The organism is Kribbella antibiotica, assembly GCF_004349055.1.
Lineage (GTDB): Bacteria > Actinomycetota > Actinomycetes > Propionibacteriales > Kribbellaceae > Kribbella > Kribbella antibiotica.
In genome coordinates, this window is record NZ_SMKX01000071.1 from 19568 (window position 1) to 39854 (window position 20287).

Sequence of the window (20287 nt, forward strand, 5' to 3'; positions counted from 1 at the left end):
TCTTACCTTCCTGAGTGTGCGCTGATGAGCGCTTGGAGGTGCTGGTCTTCCGGATGTTCTTGCTGCCACCTGGCCAGGTCCGCCCAGCGGGGCGCCGCGTCGGCGCCGCCGAGCTTGGTGACGGACAGAGCGGCAGTGAGGGCGGCGAAGCGGACCCGCTGCGCGAGCGGCAGATCCCACAACGTGGCAGCAATGAAGCCGGCGGCGAACACATCACCCGCCCCGGTGGTGTCCGCCGCCGGGACTGAGAAGGCCGGTACGGCGACTCGCTCGCCGGTCCGGCCGTCGATCGCCTCCGCCCCGTGAGCGCCGTTGGAAACCACGACCACCGGGACCCGCGGGGCGAGCGCCTCGAGCGCGGCCGCTGGCGACGTCGTACGGGTGTAGGCCATGGCTTCGTCGGCGTTCGGGAGGAAGACGTCGCAGTACTCGAGTTGGTCGAGGACTGCGGGGTCCCATTGCTCGGTCGGGTCCCAGCCGACGTCGGCGAAGACCACGCTGCCGGCGGACTTCGCTTTGGCCAGCCACTCGTTCGGCCAGGGGCCGATGTGGGCGGCAACGGCTTTCGCCTTCGGGGGAGTGGTGATCAGGTCGTCGGCGCTTAGTGGTGAGGCGCTGCCGCGGGTGACCAAGGCGCGATCGTTGTCATAGGCAAGCGCCACGGTGAGCGGTGTCGGCCAGTGGGGGAGCTTGCGGGAGAGCGTGAGATCGATGCCCTCATCGGTGGTGAGGCGATCCCAGAGCCGGTCGCCGAGGTCGTCGGCGCCGAAGGCTGCGGCCATGCCGGTGCGGAGGCCGAGTCTGGCCAGGGCGACCGCAAAGTTGGCGATGCCGCCCGGGCTCTCGTGGGAATCGGTGGCCCAGACCTCCGTGCCTGGTCGTGGGGGCGTGGGCAGGCCGAGCACCAGGTCCTGGAACACCAGGCCGGACACGACCACGTCAAGCTCTTCCATGAGCTGCCCCACACTCCTGCAGGTTTGATCAAACTCTTGCGTGAATCTTGGATCGCTTTGTCAGATTCCGCAATACCCGAGCATAACTGTGACTGAAAATGACAGAGTTTGCGTGATACGGTCGTGATGTGTTGCCGAAGCAGCGTCAGGACGAGATCGTGCGCGCACTCCGGGTCGATGGGGCCGGGGGTGTGAAGGTGCTGGCTGCCCGTCTGAGGGTCAGCGAGGCGACGATCCGTCGCGACTTGGAGCAACTGCACGACGAGGGCCGACTGACCCGCGTGTACGGCGGCGCTCTCGCGGTGGATGGCGGGGATGAGCCGTTCGCCGACGTGAACGCCGTACATGCTGCTGAGAAGGATCGGATCGCGCAGCGAGCTGCTGAGCTGGTCCAAGACGGCGAGTCGGTGTTGCTGGATATCGGGACGACCGCGTTGCGGGTTGCTCAGCACCTGCACGGGCGGTCGCTGACCGTTGTCACCAGCAACCTTGCCGTCCTGGAGGAGCTGCAATACGACGAGTCGATCGAGCTGATCATCCTTGGCGGTTTCGTGCGGCGCAGCTACCGCTCGCTGGTCGGATATCTGACCGAGGAGAGCCTGCGGCAGATCCACGTCGACTGGCTGTTCCTCGGCACGAGTGGTGTGCGCCCCGACGGCCGCGTCATGGACAGCACGATGATCGAGGTTCCCGTCAAGCGCGCGATGATCCAGGCCGCAGACCGGGTCGTCCTGCTGGCCGACGCCACCAAGTTCCCCGGCCACGGCGTCGCCCGCGTCTGCGAACCCACCGAACTCCATATGGTCGTCACCGAAGCCGGCGCCGACGCGGCAACCCGAGTCCAACTGACAGAAGCAGGAGCGCAGGTGGTGCTGGCATGAGACTGACCATCCTCGGCGGCGGCGGTTTCCGCGTCCCCCTCGTCTACCACGCCCTCCTCGGCGACCGCGGCCCCGGCCGCATCACCGAAGTCACCTTGTACGACACGGATTCCACGCGGCTGTCGTCCATCGCCGCCGTACTGCGTCAGCAAGCTGTCGAATTCGTGGATCCGCCGGCGGTGACTGCGACGACCTCCCTGGACGACGCGATTCGGGGAGCGGATTTCATCTTCTCGGCTATCCGGGTGGGTGGGCTCGAGGGGCGGACTGTCGACGAGCGAGTGGCGCTCGACCTGGGTGTGCTCGGTCAGGAGACGGTTGGTGCGGGCGGGATCGCCTATGGATTGCGGACGATTCCTGTCGCGACTGCCATTGCGCAGCGGATTGCCGCGCTCGCGCCGGAGGCTTGGACGATCAACTTCACCAACCCGGCGGGGATGGTGACCGAGGCGATGATCCCGTATCTGGGGGACCGCGTGATCGGGATCTGCGACTCCCCGTCCGGTCTCGGCCGACGGGCTGCGCTGGCGCTCGGAGTCGACCCGGCGACTGCCTTCTACGACTACGCGGGGCTGAATCACCTTGGCTGGCTGCGTGGGTTGCGGTCCGGTGGGGTCGACCGCTTGCCTGAGTTGCTGACATCCACCGAGGAGCTCACCTCGTTCGAGGAGGGGCGACTGTTCGGGGTGGACTGGTTGCGGTCGCTCGGCTCGATCCCGAACGAGTACCTGCACTACTACTACTTCGCGCGCGAGACACTGGCCGCCGTGCAGGCCGTTGAGCAGACTCGCGGGACATTCCTCCTGGAGCAGCAGTCCGCGTTCTACGCCGAGACGGCGCAGCACCCCGACCAGGCGCTCGAGCTGTGGCAAAAGACCCGCGCCGAGCGTGAGTCGACGTACATGGTCGAGAGTCGTGAGATCGCCGATGCCGGTGAGCGCGACGAGCGCGACATGGCGGCGGGTGGCTATGAGCAGGTCGCGCTGTCGCTGATGCGCGCGATCGCGCACAACGAGCGAGCCTCGCTCATCCTGAACGTCCGCAACCGCGGCATCCTGCACCATCTCGACGACGACGCCGTGGTCGAGATCCCGTGCACGGTCGACGCGAACGGCGCCTTGCCGCTCGCTGTGTCCCAGCTCACAGATCACCAGGCCGGTCTGGTCACCGCGGTCAAGGCTGTCGAGCGCTCCACCATCGAAGCCGCCACCGCCTCGTCCCGCTCAGCCGCTCTCCGAGCCTTCGCCTGGCACCCGCTGATCGACTCCGTCACCGCCGCTGGTCAGCTCCTCGATTCCTACACCGCTCACCTCCCCGACCTCGCCTACCTGCGCGCGTGAGGGCCGGATTGGTCCCGGTGCCCCGGTATCTGGCAGAATGGATGGCTGAGTCCGTCCAGGTTTGTGCAGCCCTCTAACTCCACTGCCTGGGTCCGGCCCATTCGAGCGGTTTCGGCGTTGTCCCCACGACGCTGAGCTACTCACCCAGACATGTAATCCCAAGGGAGTTCCCGCAACCGTGGCAGTCAAGATCCGTTTGAAGCGCATCGGCAAGAAGCGTGCGCCGCACTACCGCATCGTCGTGATGGACGCCCGCAACAAGCGTGACGGCCGCGCCATCGAGGAGATCGGTAAGTACAACCCGAAGGCCGAGCCGTCGTTCATTCACGTCGAGTCCGACCGGGCGCAGTACTGGCTGAGCGTCGGCGCGCAGCCGACCGAGGCCGTCGAGGCCATCTTCAAGGCCTCCGGTGACTGGCAGCAGTTCAAGGGCCTTGACGCCCCGCCGCCGCTGCGGGTCAAGGAGCCGAAGCGTGACAAGCAGGAGATCTTCAACGAGGCGCTGGCCGAGGCCCACGGCACGCTGAAGACCGAGGCCGTCACCGCCAAGAAGTCGGCGAAGAAGGCTGCCGCCAAGGACGAGACCCCGAAGGCCGAGGCCGTCGAGGCCAAGACCGACGAGGCTCCCAAGGCTGACGAGGCCGCTGTCGAGGCTCCGGCCGCCGACGACGCCAAGGCCTGACGGTGATGGAGACCGAGGCGCTGGAGCACCTGGTCCGGGGCATCGTGGACAACCCGGACGACGTGAACGTCCGGGCCCGCACCCTGCGCCGCGGCCGGACGCTCGAGGTGCACGTGCACCCCGACGACATCGGCAAGGTGATCGGCCGTAACGGCCGGACCGCCACCGCGATCCGCACGGTCGTCGGAGCGCTCAGCGCCGAGCAGTCGCTGCGCATCGACTTCGTCGACGAGGCGAACAAGCGGCCCCGCCGCTAGAACTCAGTTCTCTGGTAAAGGCCGCGTCTCTCAGAGGCGCGGCCTTTACGTCTGCTCAGGACTCCCAGGCGCTCATGACGTGCTTCAAGCGGGTGTAATCCTCGAGGCCGAAGACCGAGAGGTCCTTGCCGGTGCCGGACTGTTTGAAGCCGCCGTGCGGGAGTTCGGCCGGGAGCAGTTGGTGGCAGTTGATCCAGACGGTGCCGAAGTCGAGTTCGGCGGCCAGGCGGGTGGCGCGGCCGTGGTCGGTCGTCCAGACACTGGAAGCCAGAGCGAGGTCAACGCCGTTCGCCAGGCGGATCGCCTCGGCCTCGTCGGTGAACGGCTGCACGGTCAGCACCGGTCCGAAGATCTCACGCTGGACGACGTCATCGTCTTGTCGTGCTCCGGCGATCACGGTCGCGTCGAGGAAGTAGCCCGGGCCGCGGCCAGTTCCGCCGGCCACGATCTCGGTGTGATCCGGCAACCCGGTCAAGAACTCCTCGACCCGGCCTTTCTGGTCCGCGCTGTTCAGTGGGCCGAACGCGACATCCGGATCGTCCGGCGCCCCCGCCCGGCTGGCGCGCGCTGCGGCACTCAGCTCGGCGACAAACTCGTCGTACGCCGATTGTTCGACGAGGACTCTGGTCGCGGCGGTGCAGTCCTGGCCGGCGTTGAAGAATCCGGTGAACGCGATCTGTTCGGCCGTCCGGCGTAGGTCGGTGTCGGCGAAGACGAGCGCTGGGGCCTTGCCGCCGAGTTCCAGGTGAACGTTCTTGAGCGTAGGGGCGGCCGCGGCCATCACCTCGGCGCCGGCACGCGTGCTGCCGGTGATCGCGACCATGTCCGGGCGTCGGTGTGTGACCAGTAGCCGGCCGGTGTCCCGGTCGCCGCAGACCACGTTGAGCACGCCTGGTGGCAGGACTTCCTGCGCTAGTTCAGCCAGGCGGACTGTGCTCCAGGGGGTGGTGTCGGCTGGTTTCAGTACGACGGTGTTTCCGGCCGCGAGTGCCGGCGCGATTTTCCAGATCGCCATCATCAACGGGTAGTTCCACGGGGTGATCTGGGCGATCACGCCGACCGGCTCCCGACGTAGCGATGAGGTGAAGCCGGCCTCGTATTCGGCCTGCGCGATCCCGTTGAGCACCCGGGCCGCGCCGGCGAAGAAGCGCAATTGGTCGACGCAGGGAAGGAGCTCGAGCTCCCGTGTCGCCGCTCGCGGTTTGCCTGTGTTGCGGACCTCGCACTCGATGAGCTCATCGGCGTGCTGCTCGACCAGGTCGGCCAGCGCGAGGATCGCCTGCTGTCGCTGGGCAGGCGTCGTACGGCGCCAGCTGTGGAAGGCCTCGTCAGCCGCTGCGACTGCCGCGTCCACCTCGGCTTGTCGCGAGCGAGGCGCCGTACCGAGTGGTTGGGCGGTTGCGGGATCGACGAATTCCATCGAGTTGGCCGCGGGCGTGGGTTTGCCGCCGATGATGTTGCCGAGGACGGTCACGCGCGGCTCCCGCTGATGGTGAGTTGGATCAGGGTGGGGCGGTCGGTGGTGAGGGCCTCGGCGGCCAGGTCGCCCAGGGCGGCGGCCGACGTGGCTTCGATGCCGTGCGCACCGATCGCGCGGGCCATCGCGGGAAGGTCCGGTTGGTAGAGGTCGACGGCTTGCGGGGCGATACCGCGATCGACCATCTGCTCGCGGATCTCGGCGTACCCGCCGTTGTTGATGACGATGATGGGCAACGGCAGCCGAAGCTCGGTCGCGGTGACGAACTCCTGGATCGTGAACATCGCCGCGCCGTCGCCGAAGAGGCCGATCACCGGTCGTTCCGGCTGGGCGATCTTCGCGCCGATCGCGGCGGGGAGGCCGTAGCCGAGGGTCGCGTAGCCGGTCGGGTAGAGGAGGCGGTTGGCGGTTGTGAACGGCCAGAAATGGACCGTGCCGTAATACGTGACCTGCGAGCTGTCACCCGCGATCACGGTGTCGGCGGGGAGCGCGCCGGCGAGGGATTCCTGGATCGCGGCCCACGGACCGGCATCCAGATCGGCGTCGGCGCGGATCGCTTTCTGCCACTCGGTGACGTGCGTGGTGTCGAAGCGTTTGGTGGTGAGCTGGAGTGCCTGCTGGGCGTCCCCGGTGATCGGGAGGTCGGCCTGCAGGTTCTTGTGGAGCTGCGCGGGATCGATGTCGATGCGGATCACCTTGGCTGCTTGCGGAACGCCGCCCCAGAGATCCGAGTCGCCGAGTTCGGTGCCCACAGCAACTACCAGGTCGGCCTCCGTGATCACTCGATGCGCCGCCGGGAGCCGGATCGACGCGCCGAGGGCGACCGGGTCGCGCTCGTCGATGATCCCCTTGCCGTTCACCGTCGTCAGGACCGGTACGCCGTTCGCCGCCAGGGCGCGGATCTCCGCGGCTGCACCCCGCGCACCCCCACCCGCGATGATCAGCGGGCGCCGCGCCTGAGCGAACGCCGCCGCGATCTCCGCGGAGTCGACCTGAACTACCTCGAACGTTTGGGCAGCGGCGGCTGGGCGCCGTACCCACTCACCCTCCAGCACGTCGACCGGCACCTCCAGGTGCACCGGCCGCGGCCGCCGGCTGGTGAAGCCGGCGAAGATCTCGGCGATCACCTCCGGCAGTTCGTCCGCACTCTCCACCCGGATGCTCCGGTCGCAGACTGCATCCAGCGCACCCTGCTGGTTCTTCAGCTCATGCAGCCAGCCGACGTCCTTACCCACCGTCCCACGCGGCGGCCCGGGCGAGATCGCGAGCGTCGGCACCGAATCGGCGTACGAGGTTGCGAGAGCAGTGATCGCGTTGGTGATCCCTGGTCCCGAAGTGGTGATCAGCACGCCTGGCCCGCCCGTCACCCGCGCGTACCCGTCCGCGGCGTACCCGGCACCTTGCTCGTGCCGCGTCACCACATGCCGGATCCCCGACGACGGCAGATACCGGTAGATCTCCAGGTTGTGCGTCCCCGGAATCCCGAACACGTGCCGCACACCCTGCGCCACCAGGCTGTCCACGACGGCCGCGCCGCCTGTCACCGCCTCAGCCATGAGTCCGCGGTGCCATCGCACTGATCAACTCGTACGCCGCATGCGCAGCCGCGATGCCAGTCACCTCAGCGTGGTCATACGCAGGCGCCACCTCCACGATGTCCGCCCCGATTAGATTGAGCTCGCCAAAAGCCCGCAGCATCTGCAACAACTCCCGGCTGGTGATCCCGCCCGCCTCCGGCGTCCCCGTCCCCGGCGCGAACGCAGGGTCCAGTACGTCGATATCCAGCGACACGTACGTCGGCCGATCACCGACCCGGGCCTTGATCCGCTCCACCGCCCCGCGCCACCCGTGATCGTCGAACTGATGCGCGCCGATCACCTGGAACCCGAGCACCTGGTCGTCGGTCAGGTCCTCCCGCGAATACAGCGAGCCCCGGATCCCAACGTGCAGCGACCCGGTCTGATCGATCAAACCCTCCTCGGAGGCCCGGCGGAACGGCGTACCGTGCGTGATCGGTGCACCGAAGTACGTGTCCCACGTGTCCAGATGCGCGTCGAAGTGAACGACCGCGATCGGCCCGTGCGCCTCGTGCATGACCCGCAGCAACGGCAGCGCGATGGTGTGATCACCACCGATCGTCAACGGCTTCGCACCGAACCCGACCACCTCGCGAACACCGGCGTCGATCTGCTGCACCGCTTCGAGAATGTCGAAGGGGTTGCAGGCGATGTCACCAGCATCGACCACCTGCTGCGATGCGAACGGTTCCACGTCCTGCACCGGGTTATAAGGACGCAACAGCTTCGACGACGCCCGGATGTGCCCGGGCCCGAAGCGCGCGCCGGGGCGGTAGCTGACACCGGAATCGAACGGTACACCGATCACCGCGACATCGGCACGAGCCACCTCGTCGATCCGCGGCAACCGCGCGAACGTGGGCGGGCCGCCGTACCGGGGGATCTTGGTTGCGTCGACTGGGCCTTGATACGTGGTCATCTCAGAGCACTTTCTGCAGGAAGGTCCGGGTCCGGGCGTGACTGGGATTCGTGAGCACCTGCTGGGGCGGGCCGGCTTCGACGACGACACCGGCGTCCATGAAGACGACCCGGTGGCAGACCTCCCGGGCGAAACCGATCTCGTGCGTGACCACGATCATGGTCATCCCCTCGGCGGCCAGGCCCTTCATCACCTCAAGGACCTCGCCGACCAGCTCAGGGTCGAGCGCCGATGTCGGTTCGTCGAACAGCATCAGCGTCGGCCGCATCGCCAGCGCTCGCGCGATCGCCACCCGCTGCTGCTGGCCGCCGGACAACTGCGCCGGGTACGCCGCTGCCTTGTCCGCAAGGCCGACGCGATCGAGCAGATCGAGCGCCTGCTGCTTTGCCGCCGCACGCGTCTCGCGCTTGACGAAGAGCGGCGCCTCCATCACGTTCTCGACGGCGGTGCGGTGCGGGAACAGGTTGAAGCGCTGGAACACCATGCCCACATGCCTGCGCGCTGCAGCGGTTTCCCGCGGCCGGAGCTCATACTTCCGGCCGTTCTGACGCCGGTAGCCGACCAGTTCGCCGTTCACACTGATCTCGCCGCCGTCGATCCGCTCAAGGTGGTTGATACAGCGCAGGAAGGTGCTCTTGCCCGATCCGGACGGTCCCAGCAGCGACACGACCTCGCCGGCGTCGACCGTCAGATCAATGCCCTTCAGTACCTCGACCGCACCGAACGACTTCCGCACGTTGATCGCCTCGACCATCATCGGCGCACTCCACGGCTCATGCGGTTCTCCAACCGATTCTGGATGACGGTCAGGATCGTGGTCAGCACCAGGTACCAGAGGCTTGCGACGATCAGCAGCGGGATCTGCTGGAAGTTGCGCCCGTAGATCAGTTGCGCGGTCGTGGTGAGCTCGGGCAGGCCGATCACCAGCACCAGCGAGGTGAGCTTGAGCATCGAGATCGTCTGGTTGGCTGTCGGTGGTACGATCAGCCGGGCCGCCTGCGGCAGAATCACGCGCCGGTAGGTGATCCACGGGCTCATGCTGAGCGCCTCGGCCGCTTCGCGCTGACCGGAGTCGACCGATCCGATGCCGGCCCGGACGATCTCGGCCATGTACGCCGCCTCGTTCAGTCCGAGCCCGAGAATCGCGGCCGTGAACTGGGTGATCACGGTGTTCGTCGGCCAGCTGATCAGGTCGGGTCCGCCGAACGGCAGGCCGATGCTGAGCTGCGGTACGACCGTGCCGAGGAAGAACCAGAACAGCAGTTGCACGAGGATCGGCGTACCACGGAAGAGCCAGACGTAGCCGCCGGCAACAGAACGCAGTACCGGATTCTCGGACAGGCGCATCACGGCGAGGATCGTGCCGAGGACGGCACCGACGAGCATCGCGATCACGGTCAGCTGCAGAGTCTTGACCAGGCCGAGCATGATCGACTTCTCGAACAGATAGCCGACCACGAGATCGAGCCGCAGTTTGGGGGCGGTGGCAACGAAGTGGATGAAGACGACCAGCAGGAAGACGATCACGGCGGCCGCGACCCAGCGGCCCGGATGCCGGAGCCGGACGATCGGCTCGTCAGCGGTGCTCATCATCACGTGCCCTGGTTGAGGGGTGCGTCTTTGAGCGCCTGATCGGTGAGATTCCACTTCGCCAGCAACGCGTCGTACGTGCCACTTTCGATGACCTTCTTCAACGCGGCCTGGACGGCGTCGCGCAGCTTCGGGTTGTTCTTCGGGATCGGGATGCCGACGGGCAGCGTGCCGAACGGCTTACTCGCGATCTCGAAGGCATCCGGTGACTGTTTGACGTTGTAGGCCAGCGTCAGGTCAAGCGCCAGGACGGCGTCCGCGCGGCCGGACTGCAGCGCCTGGACCGCGCTCGCCTGGTCGGGGAACGGCAGCTTGGTCAGCTTGCATTCCTTGGCGATGTCGTCGGCGGTCAGGTCACCGGTTGCGCTCTTCTCGACAGCGACCTTGCGGCCGCACAAGTCCTGTTTCTGTTTCAGTCCCTCTTTGTTGCCCTTGACAACCATGAAGGTGACGCCGGAGTTCAGGTAGTCGACGAAGTCCACCGTCTCCTGACGCGCTTTCTTGTCGATCATGCTGGTCAGCGCCAGGTCGTACCGGTTGGCGTTGAGGCCGCCGATGATGCCGTCGAAGTTGGTGTTCTGGAACTCGAACGGGACGCCGAGCACCTGCCCGAGCGCCGCGCCCAGGTCCGCGTCGAAGCCGAGCACAGTTTTGTTGTCCTCAGCAAAGAATTCCATCGGCGGGAAGCTCACTCCGGAGGCGACGCGGACCTTGCCGGCCGTTTTGATCGCGTCGGGCAGGAGCGCGGCCGCGGCGTCGTCCCTGGCCAGTGCGGTGGTCGTGGCGCCGCCTCCGGCCGGGGATTCGACCGCGTCAGGCGCCGCGCACGACACAAGGGTCAGTGCGGTGACGAGGGCGAGAAGTGGAATCCGCATGGTGGGTTCTCCCGGACGGTCGGGGCCGATTGTTTCGAGGATGTTTCATCACAGGCAACAAAGGTTGTCGTATGAGCATCAGGGCGGGCATGATTGGGTGTCAAGGACTTACCGCAGTGATCTTGTGGCTCCGCCTGATAGGAAGGACTTTCGATGCGTCCGTTACCGGTATCGCCGTCGAACAACGAAGTCCGGATCGGCTCCCGGCTACGGGCGGCCCGGCAGGCGCACGGCTACACGCTCGACCAGCTCGCCTCGGCCGCCGGACTGACCAAGGGCTTCCTCAGCCGGGTCGAGCGCGACGAGACTTCGCTCAGCGTCGCCTCGCTGATCACCTTGTGTGAGGTGATGAGCCTGGACGTCGGCTCGCTGTTCACGGTGCCGGACGTCGCACTGGTACGGCGTGATGGCGCCCCGGCGATCAACTTGGGTGGTTCCGGGGTCGACGAGCGGCTGATGACCCCGCGTGGGCAGTCCCGGGTCCAGATGGTGCACACCGACGCCGAGCCGGGCGGGACCGGCGGATCGGACTTCTACACGATCAACTGTGAGTACGAAGTGGTGTACGTGATCGCCGGGAGCATCGAGATGCTGTTCACCGATCGCCGGGTCCAGTTGGCGGCCGGTGATGCGCTCACGTTCCCGGGTGGGGAGCCGCACACCTGGGTCAACTCCAGCCCGACCGAGCCCGCCGAGCTGATCTGGGTGCTTACCCCTGCGCCCTGGAGCGGGAGCGCCTGAGACACTGTGCTGTTGTGTCATGGCGTTGAGAGGAACTGCGGTGCTGGTGATTGTCGGCCGAATCGGCCGGGCGCACGGGATCAAGGGCGATATCGGCATGATCGTCCGGACGGATGATCCGGACCTGCGCTTCGCTGCGGGTGCCGAACTCGTGACGGTCGCCGAGCCGCCCCGGACGCTCACCGTGGAGTCCAGCCGGTGGCACAGCGGGCGGTTGCTGGTGAAGTTCGTCGAGTCGCCGGACCGGACTGCTGCGGAGAATCTGCGCAACCTGGAGGTCCAGGCGGAGATCGGCGAGAACGAGCGGCCTGAGGACCCCGAGGAGTACTACGACCGCGAGCTGATCGGTCTGAAGGTCCGCACCACTACTGGCGAAGAGGCCGGTGAGGTGATCGACGTGATCCACCTGCCCTCGCAGGATCTGCTGGAGGTGCGCCGGCCGGCCGGCAACGCCGTACTGGTGCCGTTGGTCGAGGAGCTGGTTCCTCAGATCGACCTGGATGCCGGCTATGTGACGGTGGCAGACCGCCCGGGTCTGCTCGACCCTGACGGCGCCGAGGTGGTTCCGGCAGAGCCTGGGGACACGGCCCGATGAGGCTGGACGTACTCACGATCTTCCCGGAGTACCTGGCCGCACTCGACGTCTCACTGGTCGGCAAGGCGACGCAGAGCGGCCTGCTGGATGTGCGGTTGCACGACCTGCGGCAGTGGACCAATGACCGGCACCGGACCGTCGACGACACCCCGTACGGCGGTGGCGCGGGGATGGTGATGAAGCCGGAGCCATGGGGTGAGGCGCTGGATGCCGTCGCGCCACCGGACGGCCCGTCGCAGCCGCGACTGATCGTGCCGACGCCTGCGGGGCGGCCGTTCACCCAGGCGCTCGCCTATGAGCTGGCCGAGGAGCCGTGGCTGGCGTTCGCATGCGGCCGGTATGAGGGCATCGATGCGCGGGTCGCGGCATACGCGGGAGAGCGGATGCGCGTCGACGAGGTGTCGATCGGCGACTACGTGCTGAACGGCGGGGAGGTCGCCGTACTGGTCATGGTGGAGGCGGTGGCTCGGCTGCTGCCCGGCGTGATCGGGAACCCGGAGTCGCTGGCTGAAGAGTCGCATTCGGGGGATGGCCTGCTGGAGTACCCCGTGTACACGAAGCCGGTGAGCTGGCGAGGGCACGACGTACCGGAGATCCTGCTGTCGGGGAACCACGGCAAGATCGCTGAGTGGCGGCATCAGCAGTCCATCAGCCGTACGGCGGAGCGGCGTCCGGATCTTCTGGCGGCGTGGGGCGCCGTACTGGCTGAGGACGAGGATGCCGACGGCATCCGGATCCTGCCCGCGGCTTCTGGTGATGCCGGGGAGATCCACGCGCTGCAGTTGGCCGCGTTCTTGTCGGAGGGGCGCTTGTACGACGAGTACGAGATCCCGCCGCTGCTAGAGACGCCTGAGGCTGCGGCGGAGCGGCTGAGCGAGGGGATCGTGCTGAAGGCCGTGGCGGGGACGCGGATCGTCGGCTCGGTGCAGCTGACGATCAACGACTCGGTGGGCTACATCGGGCGGATCGCTGTCGCTCCGGACTGGCAGGGGCGTGGTCTCGGGACCCGGCTGCTGCGGACGGTCGAGAAGCTGGCGCCGGCCGAGGTGACGTCGTACGAGCTGAACACGGGTGGGCGGAGCGAGCGGAATCTGGCCATCTACCGCAAGGCTGGCTACCGAGAGTTGCGACGGGAAGCCCAGACCCCGAAGGTCGATCTGGTGCACCTGGCCAAGCGGCGCCGGAGAAAGTAGTGCCGTCACGCTCCGCTTCCAAACTCCGTCACTATGCGCTCTCGCGCTGAGCTGATTTCGTTACCGTGTGGGGCGTGTGGCAAGATTGTCTGCTGCTGCTCTTTCGGTGCTCCTGCCACAGGGGGTGACCACCGACTGGCAGCTTTTCACTGACTTCGCTACCAACCACTTCGTGGGTGACCTGTGGCACGCGCGAGAGAAGAGACCTCAGATGAGCAAGATCCTGACCGAGCTCGACAACGCGAGCAAGCGCGACGACATCCCGGCCTTCCGCGCCGGTGACACCGTCAACGTGCACGTGAAGGTCGTCGAAGGCAACCGGTCCCGCGTCCAGGTCTTCAAGGGTGTTGTGATCCGTCGCCACGGTGGTGGCCTGCAGGAGACCTTCACGGTCCGTAAGGTCAGCTTCGGTGTCGGCGTCGAGCGCACCTTCCCGATGCACACCCCGATCGTCGACAAGGTCGAGGTCGTCACCCGCGGTGACGTCCGTCGCGCCAAGCTGTACTACCTGCGCGACCTGCGCGGCAAGGCTGCCAAGATCAAGGAGAAGCGGGACAACCTCCCGGCTTCCTGAGCCAACTCTCTAGCGACGACGGTCACCTATGGCGCCGAGCACTGCGACTCGCGCTCGCCCGCGTTCGGCGCCCAGCAGGGCTCGTCGCAGCAAGGGACGGCACCGCAGGCTGAAGCAGCGGAATCCGCTGCTCAGTCTGCTGATCGAAATGACCACCGTGACAGTGCTTGCACTGGTGATCACGGTGGTCTTGAGGCTGTTCGTGGCCGAGGCCTTCTACGTGCCGTCGGAGTCGATGTACGACACGCTCACCAAGGACGACCGGATCCTGGCCGAGAAGGTCAGCTATCTGCATCGCGACGTCGAGCGCGGGGACATCATCGTCTTCAAGGACCCCGACAACTGGCTGAACGAGGCACCGGTCACGCCGGGACCGTTCCGGCAGGTCGGTGAGTTCGTCGGTATTCTGCCGCGCAGCGGTGAGGGTCACCTGGTCAAACGGGTGATCGGGCTGCCCGGCGACAAGGTGGTCTGCTGCAACCGCAACGGACTCGTCACGGTGAACGGGATCGCCCTGGACGAGCGGGAGTACCTGCTCAAGGACGCGCACCCCTCCGACTCGCCCTTCAGCGTCGTCGTGCCCGCCGGACATCTGTGGGTGATGGGCGACAACCGGGCCCAGTCGGCGGACTCGCGGGCGCACATGGGTGGCCCCGGTGGTGGGTTCGTTCCGATCAAGAACGTGGTTGGCCGGGCCTGTTGCGTAATCTGGCCGTCTGACCGGATGACGATGCTGCGTCCTCCGGAAACCTTCAAGAAGCCGGGGCTGAAGAAGTGACCGATACACCGACGAAGACGGCCGCCGCCAAACCCGCCCATCGTTCGGGCTTCGCGGCCGCCGCCCGCGAGTTCGTGCTCATCGTCGTGGGAGCACTGATCGTCTCCTCGATCCTGCGCGCCTTCGTCGGCCAGATGTTCATCATCCCGAGCGAGTCGATGGAGAACACGCTGCTCGTCGGTGACCGGGTCGTGGTCGAGAAGATCACCGACGTCAAGCGGGGCGACGTGGTCGTCTTCGAGGATCCGGGCGGCTGGCTCGGCGCCGAGGAGAGCGGCCAGAAGCGCGGTCAGGTCGGCCGGTTCTTCGAGGTTGTCGGACTGCTGCCGGACTCCAGCCACGGTCACCTGATCAAGCGCCTGATCGGCATGCCGGGCGACAAGATCGAATGCTGCGACACCAAGGGCCGGCTGCTGGTCAACGGCCAGCCGCTGGAAGAGACCAGTTACCTGTACCCCGGTGACGCGGCCTCCCAGATGGAGTTCCAGGTCACGGTTCCGGCCGGCCGGATCTTCGTGATGGGTGACCACCGCTCTGCCTCCGGCGACTCCCGCGTGCACCTGCAGGACGTCGACGCCGAGGGCGGTAACCCCGGTGACGCGGCCTTCGTCCCGCTGGACAAGGTCACCGGCCGCGCGATCCTGGTCGTCTGGCCGGCCGGTCGCTGGGCCAAACTCGGCGTACCGGACACCTTCAAGTCCGTGCCTGCGGCGGCCGGCCCGCCGCCGGCCAAGCCGTCGATCTCGCTCACGCCGCCACCCAAGTAGCACCCGCTCGGCACCGCGCCGACCGGATGCCGTGTTCGTCGGTGGGATTGCCTAGGGTGGAGCCTGTGATGCGGAGGGCTAGATGAGCGTGTTGCCCCGGGGGAGCACGGTGCGCCGGGACGCCGGGTTGTACGGGTACGAGCGGGCCTTGCGCCGGGTCGGCCTGGATCCGATCGCCGGCGTCGACGAGGCCGGGCGCGGACCGTGCGCCGGCCCGCTGGTCGCGGCCGCGGTGATCCTGCCCGAGGGCAAACGCGGCCAGATCCCCGAGCTGGCCGATTCCAAGCTGCTCACCGCGAAGGCCCGCGACCGCTGCTACGAGGAGATCCGCAACCGGGCATTGGCCTGGTCGGTGGTCGCGATCGAGGCTCCCGAGTGCGACCGCCTCGGCATGCACGTGGCGAACCTGCAGGCGCTCCGCCGGGCCCTCTTCCGCCTCGACACGCGCGCGTCGTACGTGCTGACCGACGGCTTCAGCGTCGACGGTCTCGGCGTACCGGGGCTCGCGATCTGGAAGGGTGACCGGGTGGCAGCCTGTATCGCCGCCGCCTCGGTGATCGCCAAGGTCACCCGCGACCGCATCATGCAGCAGTGGGACCTGGAGTACCCGCAGTACGGCTTTGCCGTCCACAAGGGGTACAACACCCCCGAACACCAGGCGGCACTGGACGAATACGGCCCGTGTCCACAACATCGACGGCGGTTCGAGAATGTCCGCCGCAGTCTGCGGCCCGATATGGGACAGAATGTCACCAGTCCCACCGGAGTGGAGAGCAGTAGATGAGCGCAGATGATCTCGAGAAGTACGAAACCGATATGGAGCTTCAGCTCTATCGGGAGTACAAGGACGTCGTCGGGATCTTCAAGTACGTCGTAGAGACCGAACGCCGGTTCTACCTGTGCAACGCCGTGGACCTCAAGGTCCGCACCGAAGGCGGCGACGTCTACTTCGAGGTGACGATGGCCGATGCCTGGGTCTGGGACGTCTACCGTTCCGCCCGCTTCGTCAAGAACGCCAAGGTCGTCACCTTCCGCGACGTCAACATCGAAGAACTCGCCAAGTCCGACCTAGAGGTCCCCAAGGACTCCGACTTCGGTCGCTGAGCGGCTTACCCGAGGCGAAGGAACGCCGGCTGGGGCTCGGTGACGCGATCGCCGTCACCGAGTTGATGCGTCAGCCGGGTGGCTCCGCCTGGGCAGAACGGGCCGAGCTCTGCGGCGACCGTGCGGCAGACGTGTGCGACGCGGCTGAGGAGACGGTGCGTGAGCTCTGCATCTCCGCTGTGGCTCTTGAGTACCTTCCAGGGCTCCGCGGCGTTCAGCAGCTGATTGGCGAGGCTGACGGTGGCGGTGAGGTACGCGGTTGCCGAACGGAAGTCCGCGGTGCGCAGGGCAGCGTCGATCCTCGATGGCAGGCTGGCGCAGGCGGCGTCCAGGTCGACGCTGCTCCAACCCGGCCCGCTCAGTGGTTCACCGCTGAGGAGGAGCCGGCCGTCGTAATGCTTGTGCAGCAGTGTCACGGTCCGGTTGGCCAGGTTTCCGAGACCGTTGGCGAGGTCGGTGTTGTAGGCCTGGATCAGGCGCTCCGTGGTGAACTCGGTGTCGCCGAGCAGGGGAACCTCGCGGGTGAGCCACCAGCGCAGGGCGTCCGCGCCATACGTGGTGACCAGGTCGACGGGATCGACGATGTTGCCGGTGCTCTTCGAGAGCTTGGCGCCGCCGAGGTTGATGTAGTCGTGGACGTGGATGGTGGTCGGCAGCGGCTGGCCGGCTGAGAGCAGGAGGCCGATCCAGTAGACGGCATGAAAGCGGGTGATCCCCTTGCCGATCACGTGCACGCGTTCACCGTCACCTGCCCACCAGGTCGCGTAGTCCGGGCCGGGCCGATCCACACCGAGCGCCGTGAGGTAGTTGGTCAGCGCGTCCCACCAGACGTAGATCACCTGGTCCGGGTCGCCAGGGACAGGGATGCCCCATCCGCCCGAGCGTGCTGCCGGCCGGGAGACGCTGAAGTCGCGCAGTCCGTTGTCGAGGAGCGCGAGGACTTCGTTGCGCTTCTGCGGTGGATTGATGGTGAGCGCGCCGGAGGTGATCGCGTCCCTGATCTGGTCGCGGTAGCGGCTCAGGCGGAAGAACCAGTTCGTCTCGGTGACCTGCTCGGGCTCTGTGCCGTGCTCCGGACAGATACCGGCGACCAGGGAGTCCGGTTCGTAGAACTGCTCACACCCGAGGCAGTAGAGACCCGTGTAGGAACGCTGGTAGAAGTCGCCAGCCTCCGCGCAGCGCTGCCACAGATAGTCGACGCCGGGACGATGCCGCAGGTCGGTCGAGGTCCGGATGAAGTCGTCGCAACTCAACGCGAGAACGCCTTGGAGCGCTTGGAAGCGGTCGGCAGCACTGTTCACGAAGTCGCTCACCGGTATGCCGGCCTTCCGGGCGGCGAGCGCGTTCTTCAACGCGTGGTCGTCGGTGCCGGACAGGAACCGGACCGGCTGACCACGGAGCCGGCGATGCCGGGCGAGCACGTCGGTCTGCACGAGCTCGAGCGCATGGCCGAGATGCGGCGCTGCGTTGACGTAGGGGATCGCGGTGGTGACGTAGTACGGGTTCATGAGTGGGTTCCTTCCCGATCAGATCGGCAGGGAGCCCCACATCGGGTCGAGCCCACCACCGGGGGCTCGACTGGCTGAGATTCAGCGCACGACGAAGAGGCCCACCAAGGGGCCCATCATTCGCTGTGCGGTGTTCATGGAATCTGAGGCTACCGTCCGCTCCAGCCGACAGCACCTGATTTGCAGCGCTGTTGCGGGGTAGAACGAGGGAGAAGACTGCTCTGCCTGGGGATCGGCCGGCCGATGGAGGGGTACTGACGTGAGCTACGTCCGCATGATGCCGTCGGACTACGAGCCTGAGCGGCGCAGCACCCGCCGTCGGCGCAATGCGGCGAGTCGTCGGATGGCTGAGCGGACGCCGCTGGGCAAGGCGCTGCGATGGCTGGCCGAGAAGTCGGTCAACGAGTTCCTGGACGCGCTCCTCCGCCTGTTCCTCGACGGCGGCTGGATCGTGCGCCTGGCGGGGTCGGTCGTCACCGGGGTTGTCGCGGCGTCAGCCATCTGGCTGCTGTCGGGCAGCGTCCTGTCAACGCTGCTGGGTAGTTCGTTCACGGCCACCGCGATTGGTCTAAGCGCTGTAGCCGGTCTGGTGATGGGCTTCGGTGGTGGCTTCCTGGCCGGCGCCGGCGCCGGCTGGCTGCTCGCGATCGCCGCCGAGTCCGTCAGCACTGAGCTCAGCAAGGACAAGCTCGGCCTGTACGTCGCCTCCTGGATCGCCTGGTGTCTAGCTGCTCTGGTCGGCGGCCTGGCCGGATGGGCAGTCGGCCGCCTACTCGATCAAGTCGAAAAGCGATCAGCCAAGGCAGGTCTCGCCCTACGAGCCCTGGGCTATCTCCTGTTCTTCGCCGCCGTCACGCTAGTGCTGGTCCGGACCGGTGCCGCTGCCACCTTCTGGAGCTGGTTCGCCGCTCCCGCCGAGGCAGTGGGCCGACGGTCCGACGCTTTCGTCGTCGGGATCGGAGTCGGGATCCTCGGAGGGGCTGTCGTTGCGACCTACCTGCTCTGGCTGGGACCCGGCGCCCCACCCTTCGGCCGCCGATCTCTACCACTGGCCCAGGCCGCGCTGACGGCCATGATCGGCACCCTCGCCGTCGTCGACACGACCGCAGGCAGCAGCCTCCCGGTAGCCGCCACACTGATTGCCGCTGTGTGGATCGTGCCCTTGACCGTGCCGCTCGCCTTCTTCGGCGCCGCGAACCTGCTCGCTCACTTCTCCGACACCGACTGACCCGGCGCCGGGTTGCGCAGGAACATGGCCGGTACGGATTTTGAGCAACTCAGCTCGCAGCAGCTGGAACTACTGAACCGCTGGCTGCCGGGTGCTGCCTTCGAGCGCGACCACAGCTGGGGTCAGGTCGGTACGACAGTTCTTCAGTTGCGGGGAGCCGACGACACCTCCTACATCGTCAAGGCGGGCGACGTTCACGACCGTCACCTGGTCCGAGAGTTGGCTGCGCACCGCCAATGGGTCGAGGTCCTGGCCTCCACGGGCCACGCGCCGCGGTTCATCCAGGGTGATGACGAGGCGAAGCTGCTCGTCACCGAATACCTCCCAGGAGAACTCGTCGAGGGAACCGACCACGAGTGGAGCCGTGACACCTACCGCCAGGCCGGCGAACTCCTGGCGCGCTTCCACGGCCGGCACGCGGTCCTCGACGACGGCGAATTCGAGCGCCAGGAGAAAGCTTCGGCTCTCGCCTGGCTCGGTCGGCCCCACCGCATCTCCGCGGAAGCAGTCGCCGTCCTGACCGCCGAAGTCGAGCAGTGGCCGACCCCGCCATCGGTCGTCGTACCGACACATGGCGACTGGCAACCCCGCAATTGGCTTCGCCACGGCGATCGGGTCGGAGCCATCGACTTCGGCCGCGCTGCCCTCAGGCCTCCACACACCGACTTCGGCCGGCTCGCCGCCCAACAGTTCCGAGCCAGGCCGGAACTCGCAGCCGCCTTCCTCGAAGGCTACGGCCCAGACCCCCGCCAACCCGACGCCTGGCTCAGACTCCGTATCCGCGACGCCATCAGCACCGCAGCCTGGGCCTACAAGATCGGCGACGAGGCCTATGAGCAGCAAGGCCACCGCATGATCGCCGACCTCCTGGCCGAACTCCGCCAATCCCCCTGATCACCGGGGTCGGGGAGCAGAACGAACCGGAATCGACAGGCAGAACTCCCCAGCCGGCAGGATCACAGATCCGACCGCGGCGCTCGGCAGAGAAGACGTCCGGGAACGCGCTGGCGACGCACCTTCACGCTTTCAAGACGTCACCACCCGTGTCACCACGACTTCGGGCGTGGGCGCGAGCGCTAAGCGGTGTTGGGAGTGAGGCACCAGCCGGTTTCGGTGGGGTGGACGAGTTCCAGTTCGGCGAGGGTTTCCAGGGCTGCTTGTGTGGTGGGGATGTCCAGGCCGGCGGTGGTGGCTATGCGGTCTGTGGGGGCTGGGCTCTGGACGGGGACGGCGTCCAGGGTGCGGCGG

The 20287-nt window shown here is 67.0% G+C and carries 22 protein-coding genes; 14 read left to right on the forward strand and 8 right to left on the reverse strand.

All coding sequences use genetic code 11. The features are described from left to right. Positions 1-2: 2 nt before the first annotated feature. Positions 3-953 carry a carbohydrate kinase family protein gene (locus tag E1263_RS23095; protein WP_132170745.1) on the reverse strand — a complete coding sequence of 317 codons (951 nt, stop codon included), beginning with the start codon at positions 951-953 and terminating at the stop codon, positions 3-5. 128 nt (positions 954-1081) lie between these two features. Here E1263_RS23095 and E1263_RS23100 point away from each other — a divergent pair, with 128 nt between their 5' ends. The 4 genes from E1263_RS23100 to E1263_RS23115 all read left to right on the forward strand — a co-directional run bounded on the left by E1263_RS23100 (position 1082) and on the right by E1263_RS23115 (position 4113). Further along, the gene (locus E1263_RS23100; protein WP_132170747.1) at positions 1082-1834 is read left to right on the forward strand and encodes a DeoR/GlpR family DNA-binding transcription regulator; all 753 of its coding nucleotides are present in this window, start codon (positions 1082-1084) and stop codon (positions 1832-1834) included. Further along, positions 1831-3174 (forward strand): 6-phospho-beta-glucosidase, encoded by a 1344-nt coding sequence (locus tag E1263_RS23105; protein WP_132170749.1) that lies wholly within the window; start codon positions 1831-1833, stop codon positions 3172-3174. Before E1263_RS23100 ends, E1263_RS23105 begins: the two co-directional genes overlap by 4 nt. 178 nt (positions 3175-3352) lie before the next feature. Beyond that, positions 3353-3856: a 30S ribosomal protein S16 gene (gene rpsP / locus E1263_RS23110; protein WP_132170751.1), complete on the forward strand. Its 504-nt coding sequence runs from the start codon at positions 3353-3355 to the stop codon at positions 3854-3856. 5 nt (positions 3857-3861) lie between these two features. Beyond that, the gene (locus E1263_RS23115) at positions 3862-4113 is read left to right on the forward strand and encodes an RNA-binding protein (RefSeq protein ID WP_132170782.1); all 252 of its coding nucleotides are present in this window, start codon (positions 3862-3864) and stop codon (positions 4111-4113) included. A gap of 55 nt (positions 4114-4168) precedes the next feature. Here the strand turns inward: E1263_RS23115 and E1263_RS23120 are convergent, their stop codons facing one another. The 6 genes from E1263_RS23120 to E1263_RS23145 are packed head-to-tail and all read right to left on the reverse strand — an operon-like array spanning position 4169 to position 10551. Then, complete coding sequence (locus E1263_RS23120; protein ID WP_132170753.1) at positions 4169-5587, reverse strand: aminobutyraldehyde dehydrogenase; 1419 nt, start codon at positions 5585-5587, stop codon at positions 4169-4171. Then, positions 5584-7146, reverse strand: coding sequence for a 5-guanidino-2-oxopentanoate decarboxylase (locus E1263_RS23125; protein WP_132170755.1), 1563 nt, complete (start codon positions 7144-7146; stop codon positions 5584-5586). The genes E1263_RS23120 and E1263_RS23125 overlap by 4 nt, the downstream gene beginning before the upstream one ends. After that, positions 7139-8086, reverse strand: a complete 948-nt coding sequence (gene speB, locus E1263_RS23130) for an agmatinase (protein ID WP_132170757.1) — start codon at positions 8084-8086, stop codon at positions 7139-7141. The genes E1263_RS23125 and speB overlap by 8 nt, the downstream gene beginning before the upstream one ends. A gap of 1 nt (position 8087) precedes the next feature. Continuing rightward, a complete protein-coding gene (locus E1263_RS23135) occupies positions 8088-8840 on the reverse strand; it encodes an amino acid ABC transporter ATP-binding protein (RefSeq protein ID WP_132170784.1) in 753 nt (250 codons plus the stop codon). Then, on the reverse strand, positions 8840-9676 hold the full coding sequence (locus tag E1263_RS23140) for an amino acid ABC transporter permease (RefSeq protein ID WP_238161438.1): 837 nt from the start codon (positions 9674-9676) through the stop codon (positions 8840-8842). Before E1263_RS23140 ends, E1263_RS23135 begins: the two co-directional genes overlap by 1 nt. A 2-nt stretch (positions 9677-9678) precedes the next feature. Further along, entirely contained in the window at positions 9679-10551 is an 873-nt protein-coding gene (locus E1263_RS23145) for an ABC transporter substrate-binding protein (protein WP_132170761.1), read from the reverse strand. 153 nt (positions 10552-10704) lie between these two features. Here E1263_RS23145 and E1263_RS23150 point away from each other — a divergent pair, with 153 nt between their 5' ends. The 8 genes from E1263_RS23150 (at position 10705) to E1263_RS23185 (ending at position 16303) form a co-directional block, all read left to right on the forward strand. Next, the gene (locus tag E1263_RS23150) at positions 10705-11292 is read left to right on the forward strand and encodes a helix-turn-helix domain-containing protein (RefSeq protein WP_132170763.1); all 588 of its coding nucleotides are present in this window, start codon (positions 10705-10707) and stop codon (positions 11290-11292) included. A gap of 19 nt (positions 11293-11311) precedes the next feature. Beyond that, the gene (gene rimM, locus E1263_RS23155; protein WP_238161440.1) at positions 11312-11887 is read left to right on the forward strand and encodes a ribosome maturation factor RimM; all 576 of its coding nucleotides are present in this window, start codon (positions 11312-11314) and stop codon (positions 11885-11887) included. After that, positions 11884-13080, forward strand: a complete 1197-nt coding sequence (gene trmD, locus E1263_RS23160) for a tRNA (guanosine(37)-N1)-methyltransferase TrmD (protein WP_132170765.1) — start codon at positions 11884-11886, stop codon at positions 13078-13080. Before rimM ends, trmD begins: the two co-directional genes overlap by 4 nt. Before the next feature lie 211 nt (positions 13081-13291). After that, a complete protein-coding gene (gene rplS / locus E1263_RS23165; RefSeq protein WP_132170767.1) occupies positions 13292-13654 on the forward strand; it encodes a 50S ribosomal protein L19 in 363 nt (120 codons plus the stop codon). Positions 13655-13802: 148 nt separating this feature from the next. Beyond that, entirely contained in the window at positions 13803-14432 is a 630-nt protein-coding gene (lepB, locus tag E1263_RS23170) for a signal peptidase I (protein WP_238161442.1), read from the forward strand. Beyond that, entirely contained in the window at positions 14429-15199 is a 771-nt protein-coding gene (gene lepB, locus E1263_RS23175; RefSeq protein ID WP_132170771.1) for a signal peptidase I, read from the forward strand. The genes lepB (E1263_RS23170) and lepB (E1263_RS23175) overlap by 4 nt, the downstream gene beginning before the upstream one ends. Before the next feature lie 82 nt (positions 15200-15281). After that, the gene (locus tag E1263_RS23180) at positions 15282-15983 is read left to right on the forward strand and encodes a ribonuclease HII (RefSeq protein WP_132170773.1); all 702 of its coding nucleotides are present in this window, start codon (positions 15282-15284) and stop codon (positions 15981-15983) included. Continuing rightward, positions 15980-16303, forward strand: a complete 324-nt coding sequence (locus E1263_RS23185) for a DUF2469 domain-containing protein (protein WP_012922325.1) — start codon at positions 15980-15982, stop codon at positions 16301-16303. Before E1263_RS23180 ends, E1263_RS23185 begins: the two co-directional genes overlap by 4 nt. Positions 16304-16308: 5 nt before the next feature. On the opposite strand, the gene metG is transcribed toward E1263_RS23185, so the two are convergent. Then, positions 16309-17811, reverse strand: a complete 1503-nt coding sequence (metG, locus tag E1263_RS23190) for a methionine--tRNA ligase (protein WP_132170775.1) — start codon at positions 17809-17811, stop codon at positions 16309-16311. A gap of 259 nt (positions 17812-18070) precedes the next feature. Between metG and E1263_RS23195 the strand changes: the two genes are divergently transcribed. After that, positions 18071-19039 carry a hypothetical protein gene (locus E1263_RS23195; RefSeq protein ID WP_132170777.1) on the forward strand — a complete coding sequence of 323 codons (969 nt, stop codon included), beginning with the start codon at positions 18071-18073 and terminating at the stop codon, positions 19037-19039. Between the two features lie 24 nt (positions 19040-19063). After that, positions 19064-19933 (forward strand): aminoglycoside phosphotransferase family protein, encoded by an 870-nt coding sequence (locus E1263_RS23200; RefSeq protein WP_132170779.1) that lies wholly within the window; start codon positions 19064-19066, stop codon positions 19931-19933. Positions 19934-20287 lie beyond the last annotated feature (354 nt).